The organism is Rhizobium sp. 25PS6, assembly GCF_032464655.1.
GTDB lineage: Bacteria > Pseudomonadota > Alphaproteobacteria > Rhizobiales > Rhizobiaceae > Rhizobium > Rhizobium laguerreae.
This window is the reverse complement of sequence record NZ_JAWDIV010000020.1, coordinates 65,709-84,295: the sequence shown is the minus strand read 5'-3', so window position 1 is coordinate 84,295 and position 18,587 is coordinate 65,709. Positions and strand designations below refer to the sequence as shown.

Here is an 18,587-nt window from a genome sequence, read left to right as displayed (position 1 = left end):
GAAACGGAACCCGCCCCTCGGCGAAAGGAGCACCTCATGTCCGAAACTGCGACCACCGCCAAGATCCACAAGACCGACGCCGAATGGAAAGAGCAGCTCACCCCCGAGCAATACCGCATCACGCGCCAGCACGGCACCGAACGCGCCTTCACCGGCCCCTACTGGGATTCGTTCGAGACAGGGCTTTACCGCTGCGTCGGCTGCAACGCGCCACTTTTCCGCTCCGACACGAAATTCGATGCCGGCTGCGGCTGGCCGAGCTATTTCGAAGCGGTGTCGCCCGAAGCGGTGATCGAGCATCGCGACACGACCCACGGCATGGTGCGCACCGAAATCCGCTGCGGCAGCTGCGACGCCCATCTCGGCCACGTCTTTCCGGACGGCCCACCGCCGACCGGCCTGCGCTACTGCATCAACGGCCACTCCATGGTGTTCGAGCCTGGGAAATAGGCCTGAACCTGCGATCGGCATCTGCCGATCCCGCGGCCATGAGGAGACTAAGCGCGACGGAAATTTCCGTGCCACCATGGACGACATGGTAGCGGCGGCCGCCAGGTGGTCGGCCGCCGCCCCCGTTTCGATCAGCTTCTGATGGCGATGCGCCTGACCTGTGACTGCGCCTTTTCGGTTTTGGGCAAGGTGACGGTCAGGACGCCGTTCTTGAAGGTGGCGTCGACCTGATCTTCCTTGACCTCGGTGCCGAGCGGTATGCGTCGCTCGAAGCGGCCATAGTAGCGCTCCGAGAACTGCTTCTCCTTGTCTTCCGTCTCCGAACGCTTTTCACCCTTCAGCGTCAGAACGCCGTCATCGAGAATGACCTCGATGTCCTTTTCCTCAAGGCCGGGGACTTCGGCCGTCACCTTGATATCCTTATCGGTGTCGGAGATCTCGACGCTCGGCCAGCCGGCACCGAAACCGCTGGCGCCCCGCAGTGACGGCAGGCCAGAGCCGAAGCTGCGGAAAGCATCGTCGAACAGCCGGTTGACCTCGCGATGGAGCGACAGGAAAGGATCATGGTCGTCCTCGCGGAGGAGACTCGGAACTTGGTGGCCGTTGTTGCGGCCCCAAGGAATCAAATCACGAACACTCATGGCTTACTCCTTTCTGGTGGTTTTCAGGCATTCCTGACGGCTCAGGCTGCCTGCGTCTCGGCCTCGATCTGCTTGGTCTCGGCCTTCGGCATTGCATTCCCAGTTCCGATCTCGATCTGGCGCGGCTTCATCTCTTCAGGAATTTCACGCTTGAGATCGATAGTCAGCAGACCGTTGACGAGGCCGGCATCCACGACCTTGACGTGGTCGGCCAATTCGAACCGACGCTGGAAGCTTCGACCAGCAATGCCGCGATGCAGGTATTGAACATCTTCGCCGTTCGCCTTCTGCCCTGAGACGACGAGCATGTTCTGCTCTTGGATGATCGCCAGTTCGTCCTGCGAGAAGCCCGCCACCGCCATGGCGATGCGGTATTCGTCCTCGCCGGTTTTGACGATATCGTAAGGCGGCCAGTTGTCGATTGTTTCGGCGCGGCTTGCAGCCTCTAGTGCGTTCAACATCCGCTCGAAGCCAACGCTCGACCGGATCAGGGGAGAGAAATCGAGGTTTGTCCTCATAGCCATATCCTCCTTACAAGCAACATGGATACAGGAGACGCCAAGAGCGACAGGCGTCTCCTGGACCTGTCGATCCCTGCTCGGCGATCGACAATACTGATATAATTCAGCAGTTTACCGTTTCAAGAGGAGAGAATTTCTCAGCGAAAAATTGCTTTCTTCGAAGGCACCACCATATCTGGGCTGAGCTTGAGAGAGGAGAAATGGTTATGACAATGACTTCAAAGGACGTCATCGCCGTCCTCGGGCCCGCCGATGAAACGCTCGTGGCCGAGGTCATCGCGACAGGCGCCACCCAGGCTGAACTCGCCGAGGCATTTGCGTGGGCAAGCAACGACGAAGCCTTGATGGGTGAAGGCCGGCCTCCGCCAACAGGCAGGGTTGCTGCGCTTGTTGATCTGCTGAGTTCGGATGAAGAGGAACCGGAATAGGAAAGGCGGATGACCCGCCTCCCCACCGATCCGTCATGCTATCGTGAGCACCTGAACATTGCCGTGGCGATCCATCACATCGACCCCGACCGGCGAATGGCGAGTTGCGATTGCACTAAATCGAATCCTACAGTCCCCAGCCAATCGTTGCGTGCCCGCCAGCCATTGTTGCCCATAGGGCCTCACCAACCGCTTGTATCGCGCGAAAGCCCCAATCAATCGTGATCGGCAGGGCATGGCCAAGTGGAGGGTGCCGAAAGGCCTGCCGGCAGCTTGGTCGAGGCATCGCCGCAGGCAAGGTCGATCTGCGCCTGTTCGAGCCCGGCGGCGCCCGAGAGGTCGAGGCCTTCGATGCGGGTCAGGAACATGAAGGCGCGCTCGAAGGTCGCCGGGCCTTCGAAGGTGGCCTTGGAGAGATCGGCGCGGGAGAGATTGGCGAAAGAGAATTTCACCCCCGTCAGCACCGCCTTGTCGAAATCGGCGCGGCCGAGTTCAGCCTTTTCGAAGCTCGCGCCGGAGAGCTGGGCGCCGGCGAAATTGGCGCGCTGCAGCTCGGCGCCAGCAAAGGACGCGCCCTCGGCGGCGACATTGGCGAAGCTGGATCGGTAGGCCTCGATCTTGGCGAAATTGGCGCCCTCGGCGTGTGCGCCCTCGAGAGAGGCGCGCACCAGCGTCGCTTTCTCCAGATTGGCGGATTTGACGTTGGCGCCGGCGAGATCGGTCAGCGAAAAATCGGTGCCGACGAGATTGGCGCCTTCGAGATCACTGCCCTGCAGCATTAGGTTTTTCTTGGTGCATTCCTGCCAGTCGAGCTTCGGCTCGGCCAGACTGCTGCAATCGGCGGCCCGTGCGGCAATTGGCGGAAATGCCAGAAGGACGAGGGCAAGGAGACCGAGCGACGATCCGTGCATTGCCATTGAACAGTTCACCCCCATCACGCTTACATGACGCTTTCTGGCCGCCTTTCGCGAAGCAGCCTTCCATTTTCTTACACAGCTCAGACTACAATAAAAAGATGGCGCGCGCCGTTCACAATGGATTGCGGTCCGGCTTTTCCTGGCAGGTGGATCAATCCGCCTTGCCGGGCAGGCGAAGTTCCATGCAGGTGAGGTCCAGCCAGCGGCCGAATTTGGTGCCGACCTCGGAAAATCTGCCGGCGATGCGGAAGCCGAGCTTTTCGTGCAGCCTGATCGAGGCTGCGTTCTCAGCCTCGATACCGGCAATCATCACATGGATATTGCCGGCCGCAGCCCGCGCGATCAGTTCCCGCATCAGGCGCCAGCCGATGCCCGCACCGCGGCAATCCTTGTCGACATAGACGGAATGCTCGACCGTGTGGCGGTAGCCGTCGAAAGGCCGCCAGTCGCCATAGGAGGCATAGCCTGCGACCTTGCCCGACATTTCGGCGACGATGACGGGAAAGCCGCGCGCCTTGCGCGCCCTGAACCATTCCAGCCGGTTTTCGAGATCGACCAGCGTATCGTTCCAGATCGCCGTCGTGTGCTCGACGGCGTGATTGTAGATATCGCGGATGGCGGAAAGATCGGCTTCGGTGGCGTCGCGGAGGAGGATAGCGTCTGTCATGATGCTCGGGTTCATATTATTTGCGAAGGCGGGCATACGCCCCGCCTGCAAAGATGTAAACGGCGGATGCGCACTAGCAACGGCTTCGGGCACGGTCGTCGTTCAGAGGCCCGGCGCCGACAGGCTGAAACAGGTGAAGACGGCCGAATAATGCACCGCCGCGGCGGTGACGACGAAGCCGTGCCAAATGGCGTTCTGGAAGCGCAGCTTCTCCCAGACATGGAAGATGACGCCGAGCGAATAGATGACGCCGCCGATGACGATCAGCAGCATCGACGCGGCTGGAATGCGCGAGGCGACGGGCTCGGCCACCAGCACGCCGCTCCACCCCATGGCGAGATAAAGCAGGATGGCAAGACGGTCGAAACGCCCGGGAAAGACGCATTTCAGGAGAATGCCGACAGCGGCAAACAGCCAGATCGCGACCAGCATGAACAAGAGCAGCGGATCGTCGGCGCCACGTTCGAGGAAGGGCGTATAAGTGGCGGCGATCAGGAGGAAGATCGCCGAATGATCGAAGCGGCGCAGATACCACTTCGTGCGCGAGACCGGCCAGGCGTTGTAGGAAAAGGAAATGGCAAGCGTCAGCACCAGCCCGACGCCATAGATCCAGGCGGCAGCGAGCGCGCCGTAGGAGCTCCAGACCGTGGCATAGAAGATCAGCACGGTAGCACCGATCAGGGCCAGCACGAGACCGACGCCATGAACGATACCGTCGGCGATCAGTTCGTATCTATCATAAGCCCAGCGAATGCCGTTGAACTCGCCCATGCGCGCCCAATCCGTTTCATACTCCGATTGCAATCGTCGCATCGAACGGACGGGCGCGCAACTGCGGCAAAGCGCATAGGTAGTAAATCTTCGTGACAGGCAGCAGGGCACCCCGCCCTGCCTTCGACAGCGAGCGGAAAGGCCTATCGCGGCTGGCGCGCAACTGAGAAAATGCAGTTGCGCAAGAATCAGACCTTCTGCCGGTCGACCAGCACCGAGCATTTGGCATGGCGCACGACCCGGTCGGCGGTGGCGCCGATGAAGTAGTTGGAAAAGTCGGGAACGTGCGAGGCGACGATAATCAGGTCGGCGCCGTGGCTTTCGGCGGCCGAGATGATCGCTTTGGCGGGCGGGCCGTTGCGGATCTCGACAGTTGCCGCAACACCGGCTGCGGCGAGCAGCGCTTCCAGCTGCCCGCGGCTATCCCTCATGACGTCCTCGACCATATTGGCCGGCAGTTCGATCGCGACATAACTCGGCACATCCTCGACGACATTGAGCGCGATGATCTCGCCGCCTGCGTCGAGCAGAGACGCGGCCTTGCGAAGGATTTTTTCTCCCTTGTCGATGCCGCCGAGCGCGATCGCTACGATGATCTTCCTGTACATGGCTTCCCTCCATGACTGAGATATAACGTTTTCCTCTAATGGAGATATGGGCGCATTGATCGCAATCAAGTGGGCGCAAGTCATCGTCAACATCTGCTCAACGCTTCATCCTCAAAAACGGGTCTTCTGTGAACAATTGGAATGCGCCATATAGGGATCAAGTACGGCAGCCGAGGGGAGATCAGCGGCGAATGAACCGGCGAAACTTCCTCGGGCTTGCCACGGGCGGCATGTTTGCCGCCACCGCCGGTACGCCTTCTATCCTACGGGCCAATTCAGAGGCAGGAGAACAAGCCATGACGACCGATACTTCCTATGCGCTGACACGGCCCGCCTATATCGACCGGTCGCATCTGGTCGTGACCGACCTCGGTCTGGTTTCCGGCTTCTACCAATCGATGCTCGGCCTGAAGGTGATCGAGAAGACGGCGAGCGGCGAAGTGCTGGGTGTCGGCGACCTGCCCTTGCTAACGCTGACGACCGCAAAGAATGCGACCATCGCGCCGCGCAATGCCGCCGGCCTTTTCCACACCGCCTTCCTGATGCCGGACCGGACGGAGCTCGCACGCTGGCTGCGCCATGCGGCACAGAATAACGTCGCGCTGGACGGCGCCTCGGACCATCTCGTCAGCGAGGCGATCTATCTTTCCGATCCCGAAGGCAACGGCATCGAGATCTATGCCGACCGGCCGCACGAACAATGGAAATTCCATGAGGACGGCATGGTGGAGATGGCGACGCTACGCCTCGACCTGCAGGCGCTCTACAACAGCGCGCCTGATGAGCGCTGGGACGGCATGGCTGCGGGGACGGCGATCGGCCACCTGCATCTGCAGGTCGGCGACATCCCGCAGGCCGACGCCTTCTACCGCGACGTCCTCGGCCTCAAGCTGATGGCGCGCTATCCGGGCGCGAGTTTCTTTGCGAGCGGCGGCTACCACCACCATCTCGGCGCCAATATCTGGAACAGCCGCGGCGCCATGGCACGCGCCGGCAACATGACCGGGCTGTCCGACTACAAGATTCGTTTCAACGACAAGGGCACGCTGGATGCGGCCGTCTCCAAACTGGATAATCTCGAGATCAAAAGCGAGAAGCGCGACGGCGGCATCTTCCTGAAAGATCCGTGGGGCATTGGCCTAACGCTGTCGGCTTGATCCAAAGAGGCTATCGGACCTTCTCGGCGCCCGATGGTGTCGTCACCTGCGTCGGCCCACCACCATTTCCGCTCGGCGATGGTGAACGGTCCACTGCTTCCGGAGGCCTTGCCGGGGCGGAGACGGGATCGTCGTTGAAGGTGCCGGGGCCGGATGGTTGCGCATTGATCGGGTCCGGCTTGGTCGAGGCTGTCGCCGTTGGATCATTGCTGCTGGGGTCGGGCCAGATCGCGACACTGACGCCAGCGATGATGAAGACCGCCAAGCCCGCCCCAAGTATCCCCCAGACCCACCATCGCCGTTGGTCGGAGGCGTCAAGCGCCGCCTTGTCCGCATAAGGCGGCTCGGTGCCGTAGGTCTCGGTCGTATTGATCTGATCTCGATCTGCAGTCATAGCTGTAACTCCTTCCGAGGCCGAACTCCCGTGACCGAAAACTTGTTCCAGCGCTAAGGCCCAATATGCACATGTCCGGTACGGACACAGGCGCTGGAGTGCCGGGGGAACCGGAACCGCATCGGCGCGTTTCCGTCACGAAGCAATGGGCTTCGGGGGGACCTCACCGCAATGGGCATCGCAAATGGCATCCGCAAACAAGCAAAGAAGATCGCCATCGGCGAACGCCACACCAGCGCTTGGGCACAGTCGCTAAAGGAGGCTGCGGAAGAACTGCCGCCGCCGCCGCTGCACCGGCTGGAAAAAGACGGGCTCGATGTCAGCATGGCCTGGGCGATCATCGGCATCTTCGGCATTCTCTTCCTTGCCGCCGTCTATCTGATGTCGCTGATCCTCATTCCAATCACGCTTGCCGTCGTCGTCGGCATGATCCTTGGCATGGCGGCGGAAAAGCTCAGCAAGATGGGCGTGCCGCGGCTTGCCAACGCCTTCATCCTTTCAAGCAGCGTGGCGCTGGTGATCTTCCTGTTGATCAACTCACTCGCCGACCCGCTGATGACGCTTGCCAATGAAGGCCCCGCCTTCGCCGAGCGAACCATCAACCGCATCATGCCTTATCTGGAGCGCATCACATGGCTGCATATCACGCCGGCGACATTCGAAAGCGGGTCGATGTCGATCGGTGCGCTGCTCGAAAACACTGGCAACGTGCTGCACGTGGTGACAAGTAGCCTGACGCCGGCGCTGGTGCAGGGACTGATCTTCTTTGCGGCGCTGCTGTTTTTCCTCGCTGGTCGGGTCAACCTGCGCAAGACGATCATCATGACCTTCCGCACCCGCACGCAGCGCCTGGCGGCCATCCGAGTCATCAATGCCGTCGAGCAGGTACTCGGATTTTATTTCGCAACGGCCTCGCTGATCTATGTCGGGCTCGGCGTCGTCATGACCGTCATCGCCTATGCCGGCGGGCTGTCGGCCCCGGTGCTCTGGGGCTTCTTTGCCTTCCTGTCGAGCTTCATCCCCTATCTCGGCATCACTCTAATGACGCTTGCTGTCGCCATCGCCGGCATCCTGACTCATGATGGCATCCTCATCGGCCTAATGCCGGCCGCAGCCTTCTTCACAGTGCATCTCCTCATGGAGAACCTGATCTTCCCCGCAGTGATGGGACGGCGGCTGGAAATCAATCCCTTCGTCGTCTTCATCGCCATCCTGTTCTGGACATGGATGTGGGGCGCCGTCGGCGCCATGCTGGCGCTGCCGCTCTCGCTGATCGTCATGACTGTCATCGACGAACTGCTGATCGAGGAAAAGCCGCAGCCGCAATTGCCGAAATGATCAACCGGGGGAACGTCCGTGGCATCTGATCTCGATCTTACCGAATCCGATCACGACCAGATGGTGAGCGGCCGTTCTCTCTGGGGGAAGAGCGGCATACGGCCGGAATGGCGGCCGATCGAGCAGAGCTTTTCCACCGACGTCGCGGTAGTCGGCGGCGGCATCACCGGTGCCCTGGTTGCCGAACATTTGACGGCGCGCGGTTTTTCCGTTGCGGTCATCGACCGGGAGGAGCCCGGCTTTGGCAGCACCGCGGCGAGTACGGCGATGCTGCAATGGGAAATCGACAGCACGCTCAGCGAACTCGAGGATTATTACGGCTTCGAGCGCGCGGCCGGCATCTACCGCCGCAGTGGTGCTGCGGTCGCCGGCCTTTCCAAGCTCATCGCCGCAAACGGCATCGCCTGCGGCTTCCGGCCGCGCAACACACTCTATCTCGCCGCCAACTGCGAAGGCGCGCGCAACCTCAGGGAGGAGCGCCAGCTTCGCCGCCGGGCCGGCCTTCCCGGCGTCTATCTCGAACATCCCGATCTCTTCACACATTTCGAGCTCGACCGGGATGGCGCGATCTATTCACCGAGTTCGGCGGAGTGCGATCCGCTGCTTCTGACCTGGGCCCTGATCGAGATGGCGGCGCGGCGCGGCGCACAGCTGGTCAACGCTTCCGTGACTGCGCTTCACAGCGAAGGCGATCACGTGGCAGCGGAGACGGACGGAGGTCACCTCATTGAGGCGCGGCACATCGTGCTTGCGACCGGCTATTCGATGCCGGGCCTCGACATGCCGAAGCTGCACCGGGTCAGTTCGAGCTGGGCGCTCGCCACCGTGCCGCAGGACCCGGCAAATTTCTGGCGCGACAGGGCGCTGATCTGGGAGAATAGCCACCCCTATCTCTACATGCGCACAACGGCGGACAATCGCATCGTCGCCGGCGGCGAGGATGACGATACCACGGATGCCGAGGCACGAGATCGGAAGCTGCCGGCCAAGACCCTAGCGATCCAGGAGAAGATGAAGCGGCTGTGGCCGAAGGCGGATACGCGCGTTGCCCATGCTTGGTGCGGAACCTTCGGCGAGACGGTCGACGGTCTGCCGCTGATCGGCCCGGTGCCGGAGACGCCGCATGTGTTCTCAGCCTATGGCTACGGCGGCAATGGCATCACCTTTTCCTATCTCGCCGCGCAGATGATCGGCGCCATGCTAGCCGGCATGCATCGCGACTGGTTCGAGGATTTCGCGCTCGACCGGGATGGGCCGGGTTTGCGCCGTTTTGGAGAGGATGTGGCGCGGGCCGGGAAGGAGCTGAGGTAAGTAAGGTCTCACATCGACTGTCGTGGCGTGGGGCACCCCCTCTGCCCTGCCGGGCATCTCCCCCACAAGGAGGGAGATTGGCTGGGCGCGATGGCTTCCTTAAACAAGGGGCCGTCACATGAATCGTAGATTTAGGGCGAGGCATGGCTTCTTGCCGATCTCCCCCCTTGTGGGGGAGATGGCCGGCAGGCCAGAGGGGGGTGCCCCCCACGGCCTGCCTTCAATCACTCCGTCGTCTTGTCGTCGCCAGTGTCCTCGACATCCCCGAGGCGGACGAATTGCGTGCCTTTGGCCTTGAGATCGACCAGCGCCTTGGCTGCCACCCCCTCGCCGGCCGCATGGGTCGGCTGGTTGACAGCCATGCGGCCTGATGTCACCGCAGCCGCTTGAACGGACAGGGCAGCATCAATCATAGAGATAATACTTGTTCCACTTCTCGCGCGGCACCTTCTCGCCGATCTCGTAATTGAGCTCGCGCACGTTGATATGCTGCGGACCAGTGATGCAATTGTAGGAGAGATGGTACCAGTCGCCCTTGCTCCGAAAGACGGCACCTGGCGCCTCCAGCGAATTGTCGCCGGGGATCGGGTCCTTGAAGGTATAGGCGATCACCTTGTCGGGCTTGAAGCCCGTGCTGTCCTTGTTGATGCGGCTCATCGCCTCGGTGTCGCAGCTCTGTTCCAGGCGGGTCGCGGGATCGAGTTTTTCCAGCTGCTTCTTGATGGCGGGATCGACGGCAAAGGCGGGGGCAGCAAGGCTTGCGAGGGATACAAACAGGACCAGACGTTTCGGCATTGCGGAAAAAATCCCTTACTGTTCTGCAATTTTTACCCCACCCCCGACAGCTTGCCGGGAGCTTGGCACGTGCAAATTCACTGAGATAGCGGACTTTGTTAAATAATGTGGTGACATCAAGGCAAGGCCGGCAGAGCGTCCTCCTTGTCTGTGGAAGGGCAGCTGTACTCTTGCCGCACCCTTGCCGCTTGATCCGGCGGCGGCGCGCCTCTATCTCTTGCCAACCCGACATTCCGACCCGGAGCCATTCCTTGTCCGCTTTCAAGAGCCTGCCGACACCGCCTGCCGCACCGAAGAAGCCGATCTCCGATACGCGCCACGGCATTACCCGCACGGACGACTACGCCTGGCTACGCGCCGACAACTGGCAGGCGATGTTCAAGGATCCGTCGATCCTCGACCCTGAGATCCGCCGCCATCTCGAAGCCGAAAACACCTATATGAACGCGGCGATGGAGGACACCAAGCCGCTGCAGAAGATGCTGTTTGCCGAAATGCGCGGCCGCATCAAGGAAGACGACAGCTCGGTGCCGATGAAGGACGGCGCCTATGCCTACGGCACCTTCTATGTCACCGGCGGTGAACAGCCGCGTTATTTCCGCATCGCCCGCGACGGCAACGTCGCCGACGAGACGATCCGCACGGTGCTGCTCGACGGCGACAAGGAGGCATCAGGCAAGGCCTATTTCCGCCTCGCCGGCCTCGACCATTCGAGCGACCACAGCCGCGGCATCTGGGGTTATGACGACAAGGGTTCGGAATTCTTCACGCTGCAGGTGCGCGACCTCCAGACCGGACAAGACCTTGCCGACCGGATCGAGAATACCGGCGGCGGCGGCGTCTGGGCGCCCGACGGCAAGAGCTTCTTCTATTCGGCGCTCGACGAGAACCACCGGCCATCGAAGGTGTTCCACCACATTCTCGGCCAGCCGCAGTCGGAAGACCGGCTGGTCTATGAGGAGGCGGATGCCGGCTTCTTCATGGGCGTCGGCGGCTCACTGCTCGACGATTTCATCTATATCGACATTCACGACCACGAAACCAGCGAATACCGGCTGCTGTCGACCAAGGATTTGACCGCCGAGCCGAAGCTGGTGGCGGCGCGCGAGGAAGGCATCGAATATTCGCTGACCGAGGGCGGCGACGTCTTCTACATCCTCACGAATGACGGCGGCGCCAAGGATTTCAAGATCATGGAAGCGCCGGTCGATAATCCGGTGAAAGAGAACTGGCGCGAAGTGGTCGCCCACAAACCCGGCACGCTTGTTATCAGCCACATGGCCTATGCCCGCCATCTTCTGTGGCTGGAGCGCAAGGATGGGCTGCCGCAGATCATGATCCGCGATCGGGCGACCGGCGAGGAACATGCGATCGCCTTCGCCGAGGAAGCCTATTCGCTGGGGCTGCAGGGTGCGGCGGAATACGACACGGATATCATCCGCTTCTCCTATTCCTCGATGACGACGCCGTCGCAGCTCTATGATTACAACATGGTGACGCGCGAGCGCACGCTGTTGAAGACGCAGGAAGTGCCGTCCGGCCACAATCCCGACGACTACATCACCCGCCGCGTCTTTGCCCCGGCATGGGACGGCGAGAAGGTGCCGGTCACTCTGCTCTATCGTAGGGACACCCCACTCGACGGCAGCGCCCACTGCCTGCTCTATGGCTATGGGGCCTACGGCATCACCATTCCGGCCGGCTTCAACACCAACTGCCTGTCGCTCGCCGATCGCGGCTTCGTCTATGCGATTGCCCATATCCGCGGCGGCAAGGACAAGGGATTTTCCTGGTATGAAGACGGCAAGATGGACAAGAAGACCAACACCTTCAAGGACTTCGTCGCGGCGGCCGATTATCTGAATCAACAGAGGTTCACGTCTTACGCGAAGATCATCGCCGAGGGCGGATCGGCCGGCGGCATGCTGATGGGTGCGGTTGCCAACATGGCGCCGGAGAAGTTCGCCGGCCTCATCGCCGCCGTACCCTTCGTCGACGTGCTCAACACAATGCTCGACGACACTTTGCCGCTCACTCCGCCGGAATGGCCGGAATGGGGCAACCCGATCGACAGCAAGGAAGAATACGAGCAGATCGCCTCCTACTCCCCCTATGACAATGTCGACACGAAAGCTTACCCGCCAATCCTGGCGCTCGGTGGCCTGACGGACCCGCGCGTCACCTATTGGGAGCCGGCAAAGTGGGTGGCGAAGCTGCGCGACAAGACGACGGGCGACGCGCCGATCCTGCTCAAGACCAACATGGACGCCGGCCACGGCGGCGCCTCGGGCCGCTTCCAGCGGCTGGAAGAGATCGCGTTTGAATATGCGTTTGCGATCAAGGTTGCTGGGAAGATGTGAAGGGCTGGGTTGGGGGTGCCACACGGTACCAAGGGAGAAAAAATGGCCGTCTATATCGCCCTCCTCCGCGCCGTGAACGTCGGCGGTACCGGCGCGCTGCCGATGGCCGCACTGAAGGCGATCTGCGAAGACCTAGGCTTTTCCGACGTCAAGACCTACATCCAGAGCGGCAACGTGCTTTTCCGCGCGGATGAAGCGGAAAAGGCGGTGGAGGAGCGGCTCGACGAGGCAATCGGCAAGAAGCTCGGAAAGCGGCCAGGCGTGATGGTGCGCAGCCGCAAGGAACTCGACGGCGTAGTCGACGACGCACCCTTTCCCGATGCCAAGCCGAACTTCCTGCTCGTGTACTTCCTGCCCGAAAAGCCGCCCGGCGATGCGCTGGAAAAGATGGTGGCGCCCGACGGCGAGGAGGCCAAGCTCGCCGGCAGGGAAATCTATGTACACTATCCCAATGGTTCCGGCCGCTCGAAGCTGAAGCTGCCGGCGCTGAAACCGGGAACGTCGCGCAATCTCAACACCGTACGCAAGCTCGCGGAGATGGCGGCGGCGTTGGAGGACGGGGACTGAGGATGTCAGCGCAATTCCAGCAAAGCCGCTTCGCACTTTTGCTGGAGTTGCTTTAGGCCCTCGGCATTTCCACTACCGGCAGGAAGAGCATTTTCACGAAGGTGCGGAGCATCAGCACCTGCTCGGCCAGCGTGTTCGGCTCCTTCAGCGTCTTCGACAAAACGATGCCGCCTTCCAGGACGGAGGACACCATGTCGGCGAGCTGGTCGACGTCGACGGGTTCGCGCGGCGGATAGACTTCCATGATCTCGCGGAGCATGCGGCCGAAGCGCCGCCGCCAGGCAAGCACCGCATTCCGGTTGGTCTCTTGGATCTCCCGGTCGAACAGCCGCTCGTAATAGCAGACGGTCGCCACCAGGCAGCCGGGATGTCCGTTCGGCAGGTCGGAGAGCAATTCGGAAAGCAGCTTCAGGCCGAGCAGGAAGGATTGCAGCGGATCGCCGGTCAGATCGCGCGCGCGGCCGAAGATCTCATCATAGATGCGCTCGTCATTATCGATGTAGCGGTTGAGCAGCGCCTTGGCGAGCTCGTTCTTGTCTCTGAAGTGATAGAAGAAGCCGCTCTTGGTGATGCCGGTCTCGGCGATCAGCTCCTCGATGGAGGTGCCGCCGAAACCCTTCTGCAAGACTGCCGCTTCCGCCACATCGAGGATGCGGGTCCGCGTTTCCTCGCCCTTTCGCATGTCCCCTCCTGTACCGGCGGTACAGTTTTCAGTGTTGCACGATCAGATCTGCCTCCGCCCCCGGCAAGATCGGTCGAAGCAAGCGATTGATATCAATCGGTAAAAACCAAAACCGCTTGGAGTATACCGCAAGTCGCCTAGTTTGGCAGCCAATTAAGCGCCAGAACATCATTCATCGACGGCAGCCAATCGGGTGTCGCGAGGGAGAGGCTTCAACAATGGCAAAGTACAGAAACGGGTTGCCGCAGCTCAAAGGCGGCACCTTCATTACCGACGGCGGCATGGAAACGACGATGATCTTCCAGGAAGGAATCGAACTTCCGCATTTCGCCGCCTTCATATTGCTGGCTTCCGAAGACGGGCGGCAGCGCCTGCGGAATTACTATCGCCGCTATCTCGACGTCGCACGGCGGCACGGCACGGGCTTCGTACTCGACACCGCCACATGGCGGGCCAATCCGGACTGGGGGCAGAAGCTCGGCTATACGAGCGAAGCCCTGAGGGCGGTCAACGAGGAAGCTGTCGACCTGCTCGTCGGCTTGCGCAGCGCCTATGAGCGGCCGGAGCAGCCGATCGTCATCAGCGGCGCCATCGGCCCGCGCGGCGACGGCTACAAGGCGGGCGTGATGGATGCCGCCGAGGCGGAAGACTACCATGCCTTCCAGATCGGGGCTTTCGCCGGCACCGAGGCGGATATGGTGACCGCCTTCACGCTGACCAATGTCGACGAGGCGATCGGTGTGGCGCGGGCGGCACGGTCGCTCGGCATGCCCTCGGCCATTTCCTTCACGCTGGAGACGGATGGCAGGCTGGTGACGGGCCGCAGCCTTCAGGAGGCGATCGAGACGACCGATGCGATGACCGGCGGGGCGCCGGCCTATTACATGATCAACTGCGCCCACCCGACGCACTTCGAAACAGCGCTCGATGCGGGAAGCGCCTGGGTGAAGCGCATTTCCGGCATTCGCGCCAATGCCTCGACCATGAGCCATGAGCAGCTCGACAATAGCGAGACGCTGGATGCGGGCGATCCCGAAGATCTCGGCCGCCGCTACCGCAAGCTCATCGGCCGCATGCCGCAGCTCAGCGTGCTTGGCGGCTGCTGCGGCACCGACCACCGCCATGTCGCGGCGATCTGCGAGGCATGCTTGCCGCAGGCGGCATGACGACCTGAGAGGGAGGAAGTGACAATGACGGTAATAGGCGCGCTGCCGGGCCGGCGCGGCTGGCACGATCTATGGCTTGCGATCACCGGACGGCGGAGGCGCGCCGAGCCTGAGCCGGCCGTGGAGGTGGCGCTGCGGGATAGTGATCTTGCCTTCGGGGGTTTCGACGGCCCGATGACCTACGGGCTCGAGGCGGAGCGGCGCGAGGGCCGGCCCTCGCGACGCAGGCGGCTGCGGGAGCCGGTCGGCTTCTGACGAAGGGAAAGGCGGCGTCCGCCTTCGGCGACGGCGCCTTTCGTCTCGTACCCGGCCGGCTAAGGCGTGCCGTGTATGCCCCCCTCTGCCCTGCCGGGCATCTCCCCCACAGGTGGGGAGATCACGAGTGGCTTGAACTTCCTGTCCATCTACCGTTTCGCCGTGCTGGACGTTCGTTGTTTGGGGAAGCCCGTGAGCCCAGCCAATCTCACCACCTGCGGGGGAGATGCCCGGCAGGGCAGAGGGGGGCGCCGCGGCACAAAGCCGACGTCAGCCTTCGACGGCCCCTTTCGTCTGTTTGGCCCTGTAGCCGCTGATCTCCTCGCCGGCGGTCGGCGAGAAGCGCAGGTTCCAGAAGGTGGCGGTGATCGAGATGATGGTGACGACGATGAAGGCGGCGGAGAAATCGCCAAGAGCCGGCGTCTCAGTGCCTGACAAGGCCATGGAGCCGTGCAGCGCCAAGGCGCCGATGCAGATGCCGAGCGACAGCATGAGCTGCTGGAAGGTGGTGTAGAAGCTGGTGGCCGAGCTCATTCGCTCCTTGCTGATCTCGTCATAGGCAATGGTGTTATAGGCGGTGAATTGGAACGACAGGAAGAAGGCGCTGAGCACCAGGACGACGAAGATGAGCGGCATCGGCCAGTCCGGCCGGAAGGCGGCACAGAGGCCATAGCCGATCGTGCCGAGGATGCCGTTGAGAACGAGGCTTCGCCGGAAGCCCAGCCGGCGGAAGACGAACTTCGCCATCGGCTTCATGGCGAGAGCGCCAAGCGCGGTGGCGATGATGATCTGGCCGGCCGCAGCCGCAGACAGGCCGAAACCGATTTGGAAGAGCAGAGGCAGCAGGAAGGGCTGCGCCCCTTGCGTGATGCGGGTCAGCGAACCGGCGATGACAGACGTGCCGAAGCTCGGCACCTTCATCAGCGAAAAATCCATGATCGGCGACGGGTGCTTGCGGGCATGCCGGAGATAGCCGATGCCGAAGAGCAGGCCGATGGCGATCAGGAAGATCGAAAAGGCGCCCTCGCCTTCATGGCTCGACATTTCGAAGCCGAAGAGCAGCGAGCCGAGCGAGATGCCCGAGAGAATGAAGCCGATCGTATCGAAGGGACCGCTTGCCTTGCCCTTGACCTCGTCGATGTAGATCGAGACGAGGATCATGCCGATGATGCCGATCGGCACGTTGATATAAAAGATCCAGCGCCAGTCGAGATAGGTGACGAAGAAGCCGCCGAGCGGCGGGCCGACGATCGGCCCGATCAGCGCCGGCACGAGCAGCCAGGACATGGCGCTGACCATATCCTTGCGGTCGACGCTGCGCATCAGCACCAGGCGCCCGACCGGCATCATCATCGCGCCGCCGATGCCCTGCAGCAGCCGCGCCAGCACCAGGAAGGACAGCGTCGGCGCGAGCGCGCAGAGGATGGACCCGACGACGAAGACCGCGATGGCCGAGCGGAAAACGGTGCGGGAGCCGAAACTGTCGGCCATCCGGCCGCTTGCGGGAATGAAGATGGCAAGGCTCAAGAGATAGGAGGTCAGGGCGATCGACATGGCCGGAGCGCCGACGCCGAAATCGCGCGCCATGGTGGGCAGCGCTGTCGCAAGCACGGTCGCGTCGATGTTTTCCATCAGCATCGCACTCGCGACAATCATCGCGATCACCCGGAAATTGGGCGCGGCGCGCCGAACCATCGGCGCCTGGTAAATCTGATCCGACATCGTCCGGGATCACTCGCGGTGGCGCGGCGGAGCACACAAGGCAGCAGGGCCGCGGGGATGACATGGCGCAAAGCCAACGGGAGACGATTTGCTATACGCCCGCGATCATGGCGACGCTATGTCCTTTATGGCAAAGCTGCTTTGACGAGAGGTAAAGGCAGGTCACGATTCCTTGCATTGGCTCGATCTTCGTGAAGGTCCGGCTTGCGCCACAGACACCCCGGCCCTACCTATGAACCATGACCTCCGCCCTGCAGAAAAACCGGCCCGGTGCGGCCTTTCCGTTCGACAACAGTTATGTCGGCTTGCCCCCACGCTTCTTTGCGGCGCAAGCGCCGACTGCGGTGGCGGAGCCCTGGCTGATCAAGCTCAACGAGCCGCTCGCTGCCGAACTCGGGCTCGACGTCGAGACCTTGCGCCGTGACGGCGCGGCGATCTTTTCCGGCAATCTCGTTCCCGAAGGAGCCGAACCGCTGGCGATGGCCTATGCCGGGCATCAGTTCGGCGGCTTCTCGCCACAGCTCGGCGACGGCCGGGCGATCCTGCTCGGCGAAGTGGTCGACCGCAGCGGTAAACGCTACGATATTCAGCTGAAGGGCGCCGGGCCGACACCGTTTTCGCGCCGCGGCGATGGGCGGGCGGCGCTCGGCCCGGTGCTCAGGGAATATATCATCAGCGAGGCGATGTTTGCGCTCGGCATTCCGGCCACGCGGGCGCTGGCGGCGGTGACGACAGGCGAGCCGGTCTATCGCGAAGAGGTGCTGCCGGGCGCGGTCTTCACCCGCGTCGCGGCAAGTCATATCCGCGTCGGCACGTTCCAATACTTCGCGGCTAGAGGCGACACCGACGGCGTGCGGGCTCTGGCCGATTATGTGATCGACCGGCACTATCCGGCATTGAAAGAGGCCGAGAACCCCTATCTCGCGCTGTTCGAAGCGGTTTCAGACCGCCAGGCGGCGCTGATTGCCCGCTGGCTGCATGTCGGCTTCATCCATGGCGTGATGAACACCGATAATATGACCGTCTCCGGCGAGACGATCGATTTCGGCCCCTGCGCCTTTATGGACGCTTACGATCCGGCGACCGTCTTCTCGTCGATCGACCAGCACGGGCGTTACGCCTATGCCAACCAGCCCGCCATCGGCCAATGGAACCTCGCAAGGCTCGGCGAAACGCTGCTGCAGCTGATAGACGCCGAGCCAGACGGCGCGGTCGAAAAGGCGAATGCAGTGATCAAGAGTTACGGCGAACGGTTCCAGGCGCATTGGCTGGCCGGCATGCGCGAAAAGATCGGCCTTGCCGGCGAAGAGGACGGCGATCTCGACCTGGTGCAGGCGCTGCTGACGCTGATGCAGGCGCAGGGTGCAGATTTCACCCTGACCTTCCGGCGGCTGTCGGATCTTGCCGGCGATGACGCCGCAGAGCCTGAATTTGCAGTGGGTTTCCGCGAGCCGGATGCCGGCGGCGCCTGGCTTGCGCAGTGGCGCGAGCGGCTGTCACGCGATCCACAGACGGCCAGTGAGCGTGCTGTTGCTATGCGCCGCGTCAATCCGGCCTTCATTCCGCGCAATCACCGCGTCGAACAGGCGATCGAGGCCGCGGTCGAAAACGGCGATTTTTCGCTGTTCGAGGCGCTGCTGACCGTGCTGTCGAAACCCTATGACGACCAGCCGGGCTTTGCCGCCTATAGGGAACCTCCGAAGCCCAACGAACGGGTGCTTGCCACCTTCTGCGGAACGTGACAGGTGCTTCGACCGTTTCGGTGCGGCAGTTGTGCCACAGCGATCCGCTTCCATCCGGCCCAGCGCCCCGTTCGACGCATCCGCACCCTGCGGCA

At 62.2% G+C, this 18,587-nt stretch carries 20 protein-coding genes and 1 pseudogene; 10 read left to right on the top strand and 11 right to left on the bottom strand.

Annotated features, from left to right (window positions below; genetic code table 11):
- Window positions 1–36 precede the first annotated feature (36 nt).
- Window positions 37–450, top strand: coding sequence for a peptide-methionine (R)-S-oxide reductase MsrB (gene msrB, locus RWK44_RS26210; protein ID WP_017959622.1), 414 nt, complete (start codon window positions 37–39; stop codon window positions 448–450).
- 131 nt (window positions 451–581) lie between these two features.
- Here the strand turns inward: msrB and RWK44_RS26205 are convergent, their stop codons facing one another.
- Window positions 582–1,091, bottom strand: a complete 510-nt coding sequence (locus RWK44_RS26205) for an Hsp20/alpha crystallin family protein (RefSeq protein ID WP_017959621.1) — start codon at window positions 1,089–1,091, stop codon at window positions 582–584.
- A gap of 41 nt (window positions 1,092–1,132) precedes the next feature.
- Window positions 1,133–1,609 carry an Hsp20 family protein gene (locus tag RWK44_RS26200; RefSeq protein ID WP_027665108.1) on the bottom strand — a complete coding sequence of 159 codons (477 nt, stop codon included), beginning with the start codon at window positions 1,607–1,609 and terminating at the stop codon, window positions 1,133–1,135.
- A 209-nt stretch (window positions 1,610–1,818) separates the two neighbouring features.
- Here RWK44_RS26200 and RWK44_RS26195 point away from each other — a divergent pair, with 209 nt between their 5' ends.
- Window positions 1,819–2,040: a hypothetical protein gene (locus RWK44_RS26195; RefSeq protein ID WP_168284829.1), complete on the top strand. Its 222-nt coding sequence runs from the start codon at window positions 1,819–1,821 to the stop codon at window positions 2,038–2,040.
- A 215-nt stretch (window positions 2,041–2,255) separates the two neighbouring features.
- Here RWK44_RS26195 and RWK44_RS26190 read toward each other — a convergent pair whose 3' ends face one another.
- The 4 genes from RWK44_RS26190 to RWK44_RS26175 all read right to left on the bottom strand — a co-directional run bounded on the left by RWK44_RS26190 (window position 2,256) and on the right by RWK44_RS26175 (window position 5,003).
- On the bottom strand, window positions 2,256–2,957 hold the full coding sequence (locus tag RWK44_RS26190) for a pentapeptide repeat-containing protein (protein ID WP_131708464.1): 702 nt from the start codon (window positions 2,955–2,957) through the stop codon (window positions 2,256–2,258).
- 151 nt (window positions 2,958–3,108) lie between these two features.
- Complete coding sequence (locus RWK44_RS26185) at window positions 3,109–3,660, bottom strand: GNAT family N-acetyltransferase (protein ID WP_168284830.1); 552 nt, start codon at window positions 3,658–3,660, stop codon at window positions 3,109–3,111.
- Between the two features lie 66 nt (window positions 3,661–3,726).
- Window positions 3,727–4,395, bottom strand: coding sequence for a PAQR family membrane homeostasis protein TrhA (gene trhA, locus RWK44_RS26180; protein ID WP_027665105.1), 669 nt, complete (start codon window positions 4,393–4,395; stop codon window positions 3,727–3,729).
- A 188-nt stretch (window positions 4,396–4,583) separates the two neighbouring features.
- Window positions 4,584–5,003 carry a universal stress protein gene (locus tag RWK44_RS26175; RefSeq protein ID WP_168284831.1) on the bottom strand — a complete coding sequence of 140 codons (420 nt, stop codon included), beginning with the start codon at window positions 5,001–5,003 and terminating at the stop codon, window positions 4,584–4,586.
- Window positions 5,004–5,194: 191 nt separating this feature from the next.
- Here RWK44_RS26175 and RWK44_RS26170 point away from each other — a divergent pair, with 191 nt between their 5' ends.
- The gene (locus RWK44_RS26170; protein ID WP_410056141.1) at window positions 5,195–6,160 is read left to right on the top strand and encodes a VOC family protein; all 966 of its coding nucleotides are present in this window, start codon (window positions 5,195–5,197) and stop codon (window positions 6,158–6,160) included.
- A 10-nt stretch (window positions 6,161–6,170) separates the two neighbouring features.
- Here RWK44_RS26170 and RWK44_RS26165 read toward each other — a convergent pair whose 3' ends face one another.
- Window positions 6,171–6,554 (bottom strand): hypothetical protein, encoded by a 384-nt coding sequence (locus tag RWK44_RS26165; protein ID WP_077976011.1) that lies wholly within the window; start codon window positions 6,552–6,554, stop codon window positions 6,171–6,173.
- 171 nt (window positions 6,555–6,725) lie between these two features.
- Here RWK44_RS26165 and RWK44_RS26160 point away from each other — a divergent pair, with 171 nt between their 5' ends.
- Window positions 6,726–7,892, top strand: a complete 1,167-nt coding sequence (locus tag RWK44_RS26160) for an AI-2E family transporter (RefSeq protein WP_077976010.1) — start codon at window positions 6,726–6,728, stop codon at window positions 7,890–7,892.
- Between the two features lie 18 nt (window positions 7,893–7,910).
- The gene (locus tag RWK44_RS26155; RefSeq protein WP_168284834.1) at window positions 7,911–9,203 is read left to right on the top strand and encodes an NAD(P)/FAD-dependent oxidoreductase; all 1,293 of its coding nucleotides are present in this window, start codon (window positions 7,911–7,913) and stop codon (window positions 9,201–9,203) included.
- Window positions 9,204–9,427: 224 nt separating this feature from the next.
- Here the strand turns inward: RWK44_RS26155 and RWK44_RS26150 are convergent.
- Both RWK44_RS26150 and RWK44_RS26145 read right to left on the bottom strand, forming a co-directional pair.
- Window positions 9,428–9,598 (bottom strand): annotated as a pseudogene (locus tag RWK44_RS26150) (polysaccharide deacetylase family protein); the annotation flags it as partial.
- Window positions 9,599–9,608: 10 nt separating this feature from the next.
- Entirely contained in the window at window positions 9,609–9,998 is a 390-nt protein-coding gene (locus tag RWK44_RS26145; RefSeq protein WP_168284835.1) for a DUF930 domain-containing protein, read from the bottom strand.
- A gap of 251 nt (window positions 9,999–10,249) precedes the next feature.
- Between RWK44_RS26145 and RWK44_RS26140 the strand changes: the two genes are divergently transcribed.
- Window positions 10,250–12,358 carry a S9 family peptidase gene (locus tag RWK44_RS26140; protein ID WP_316029593.1) on the top strand — a complete coding sequence of 703 codons (2,109 nt, stop codon included), beginning with the start codon at window positions 10,250–10,252 and terminating at the stop codon, window positions 12,356–12,358.
- A gap of 42 nt (window positions 12,359–12,400) precedes the next feature.
- Window positions 12,401–12,925: a DUF1697 domain-containing protein gene (locus tag RWK44_RS26135; RefSeq protein WP_316029592.1), complete on the top strand. Its 525-nt coding sequence runs from the start codon at window positions 12,401–12,403 to the stop codon at window positions 12,923–12,925.
- Window positions 12,926–12,977: 52 nt separating this feature from the next.
- On the opposite strand, the gene RWK44_RS26130 is transcribed toward RWK44_RS26135, so the two are convergent.
- Window positions 12,978–13,607, bottom strand: a complete 630-nt coding sequence (locus RWK44_RS26130; protein ID WP_077976004.1) for a TetR/AcrR family transcriptional regulator — start codon at window positions 13,605–13,607, stop codon at window positions 12,978–12,980.
- A 218-nt stretch (window positions 13,608–13,825) separates the two neighbouring features.
- Between RWK44_RS26130 and RWK44_RS26125 the strand changes: the two genes are divergently transcribed.
- The gene (locus tag RWK44_RS26125) at window positions 13,826–14,773 is read left to right on the top strand and encodes a homocysteine S-methyltransferase family protein (protein ID WP_316029591.1); all 948 of its coding nucleotides are present in this window, start codon (window positions 13,826–13,828) and stop codon (window positions 14,771–14,773) included.
- Window positions 14,774–14,797: 24 nt separating this feature from the next.
- Window positions 14,798–15,028, top strand: coding sequence for a hypothetical protein (locus tag RWK44_RS26120; RefSeq protein WP_222302831.1), 231 nt, complete (start codon window positions 14,798–14,800; stop codon window positions 15,026–15,028).
- 270 nt (window positions 15,029–15,298) lie between these two features.
- On the opposite strand, the gene RWK44_RS26115 is transcribed toward RWK44_RS26120, so the two are convergent.
- Window positions 15,299–16,750: an MFS transporter gene (locus RWK44_RS26115; protein ID WP_316029590.1), complete on the bottom strand. Its 1,452-nt coding sequence runs from the start codon at window positions 16,748–16,750 to the stop codon at window positions 15,299–15,301.
- A gap of 239 nt (window positions 16,751–16,989) precedes the next feature.
- On the opposite strand from RWK44_RS26115, the gene RWK44_RS26110 reads away from it, so the two are divergent.
- Window positions 16,990–18,492, top strand: a complete 1,503-nt coding sequence (locus RWK44_RS26110; protein WP_316029589.1) for a protein adenylyltransferase SelO — start codon at window positions 16,990–16,992, stop codon at window positions 18,490–18,492.
- Window positions 18,493–18,587: the final 95 nt, after the last annotated feature.

What these genes read in the sequence shown, in the direction of transcription:
- msrB (WP_017959622.1), top strand. Translation starts at nt 37, where the DNA reads ATGTCCGAAACTGCGACCACCGCCAAGATCCACAAGACCGACGCCGAA.
- RWK44_RS26205 (WP_017959621.1), bottom strand. Translation starts at nt 1,091, where the DNA reads ATGAGTGTTCGTGATTTGATTCCTTGGGGCCGCAACAACGGCCACCAA.
- RWK44_RS26200 (WP_027665108.1), bottom strand. Translation starts at nt 1,609, where the DNA reads ATGAGGACAAACCTCGATTTCTCTCCCCTGATCCGGTCGAGCGTTGGC.
- RWK44_RS26195 (WP_168284829.1), top strand. Translation starts at nt 1,819, where the DNA reads ATGACAATGACTTCAAAGGACGTCATCGCCGTCCTCGGGCCCGCCGAT.
- RWK44_RS26190 (WP_131708464.1), bottom strand. Translation starts at nt 2,957, where the DNA reads ATGGCAATGCACGGATCGTCGCTCGGTCTCCTTGCCCTCGTCCTTCTG.
- RWK44_RS26185 (WP_168284830.1), bottom strand. Translation starts at nt 3,660, where the DNA reads ATGCCCGCCTTCGCAAATAATATGAACCCGAGCATCATGACAGACGCT.
- trhA (WP_027665105.1), bottom strand. Translation starts at nt 4,395, where the DNA reads ATGGGCGAGTTCAACGGCATTCGCTGGGCTTATGATAGATACGAACTG.
- RWK44_RS26175 (WP_168284831.1), bottom strand. Translation starts at nt 5,003, where the DNA reads ATGTACAGGAAGATCATCGTAGCGATCGCGCTCGGCGGCATCGACAAG.
- RWK44_RS26170 (WP_410056141.1), top strand. Translation starts at nt 5,195, where the DNA reads ATGAACCGGCGAAACTTCCTCGGGCTTGCCACGGGCGGCATGTTTGCC.
- RWK44_RS26165 (WP_077976011.1), bottom strand. Translation starts at nt 6,554, where the DNA reads ATGACTGCAGATCGAGATCAGATCAATACGACCGAGACCTACGGCACC.
- RWK44_RS26160 (WP_077976010.1), top strand. Translation starts at nt 6,726, where the DNA reads ATGGGCATCGCAAATGGCATCCGCAAACAAGCAAAGAAGATCGCCATC.
- RWK44_RS26145 (WP_168284835.1), bottom strand. Translation starts at nt 9,998, where the DNA reads ATGCCGAAACGTCTGGTCCTGTTTGTATCCCTCGCAAGCCTTGCTGCC.
- RWK44_RS26135 (WP_316029592.1), top strand. Translation starts at nt 12,401, where the DNA reads ATGGCCGTCTATATCGCCCTCCTCCGCGCCGTGAACGTCGGCGGTACC.
- RWK44_RS26130 (WP_077976004.1), bottom strand. Translation starts at nt 13,607, where the DNA reads ATGCGAAAGGGCGAGGAAACGCGGACCCGCATCCTCGATGTGGCGGAA.
- RWK44_RS26125 (WP_316029591.1), top strand. Translation starts at nt 13,826, where the DNA reads ATGGCAAAGTACAGAAACGGGTTGCCGCAGCTCAAAGGCGGCACCTTC.
- RWK44_RS26120 (WP_222302831.1), top strand. Translation starts at nt 14,798, where the DNA reads ATGACGGTAATAGGCGCGCTGCCGGGCCGGCGCGGCTGGCACGATCTA.
- RWK44_RS26115 (WP_316029590.1), bottom strand. Translation starts at nt 16,750, where the DNA reads ATGTCGGATCAGATTTACCAGGCGCCGATGGTTCGGCGCGCCGCGCCC.
- RWK44_RS26110 (WP_316029589.1), top strand. Translation starts at nt 16,990, where the DNA reads ATGACCTCCGCCCTGCAGAAAAACCGGCCCGGTGCGGCCTTTCCGTTC.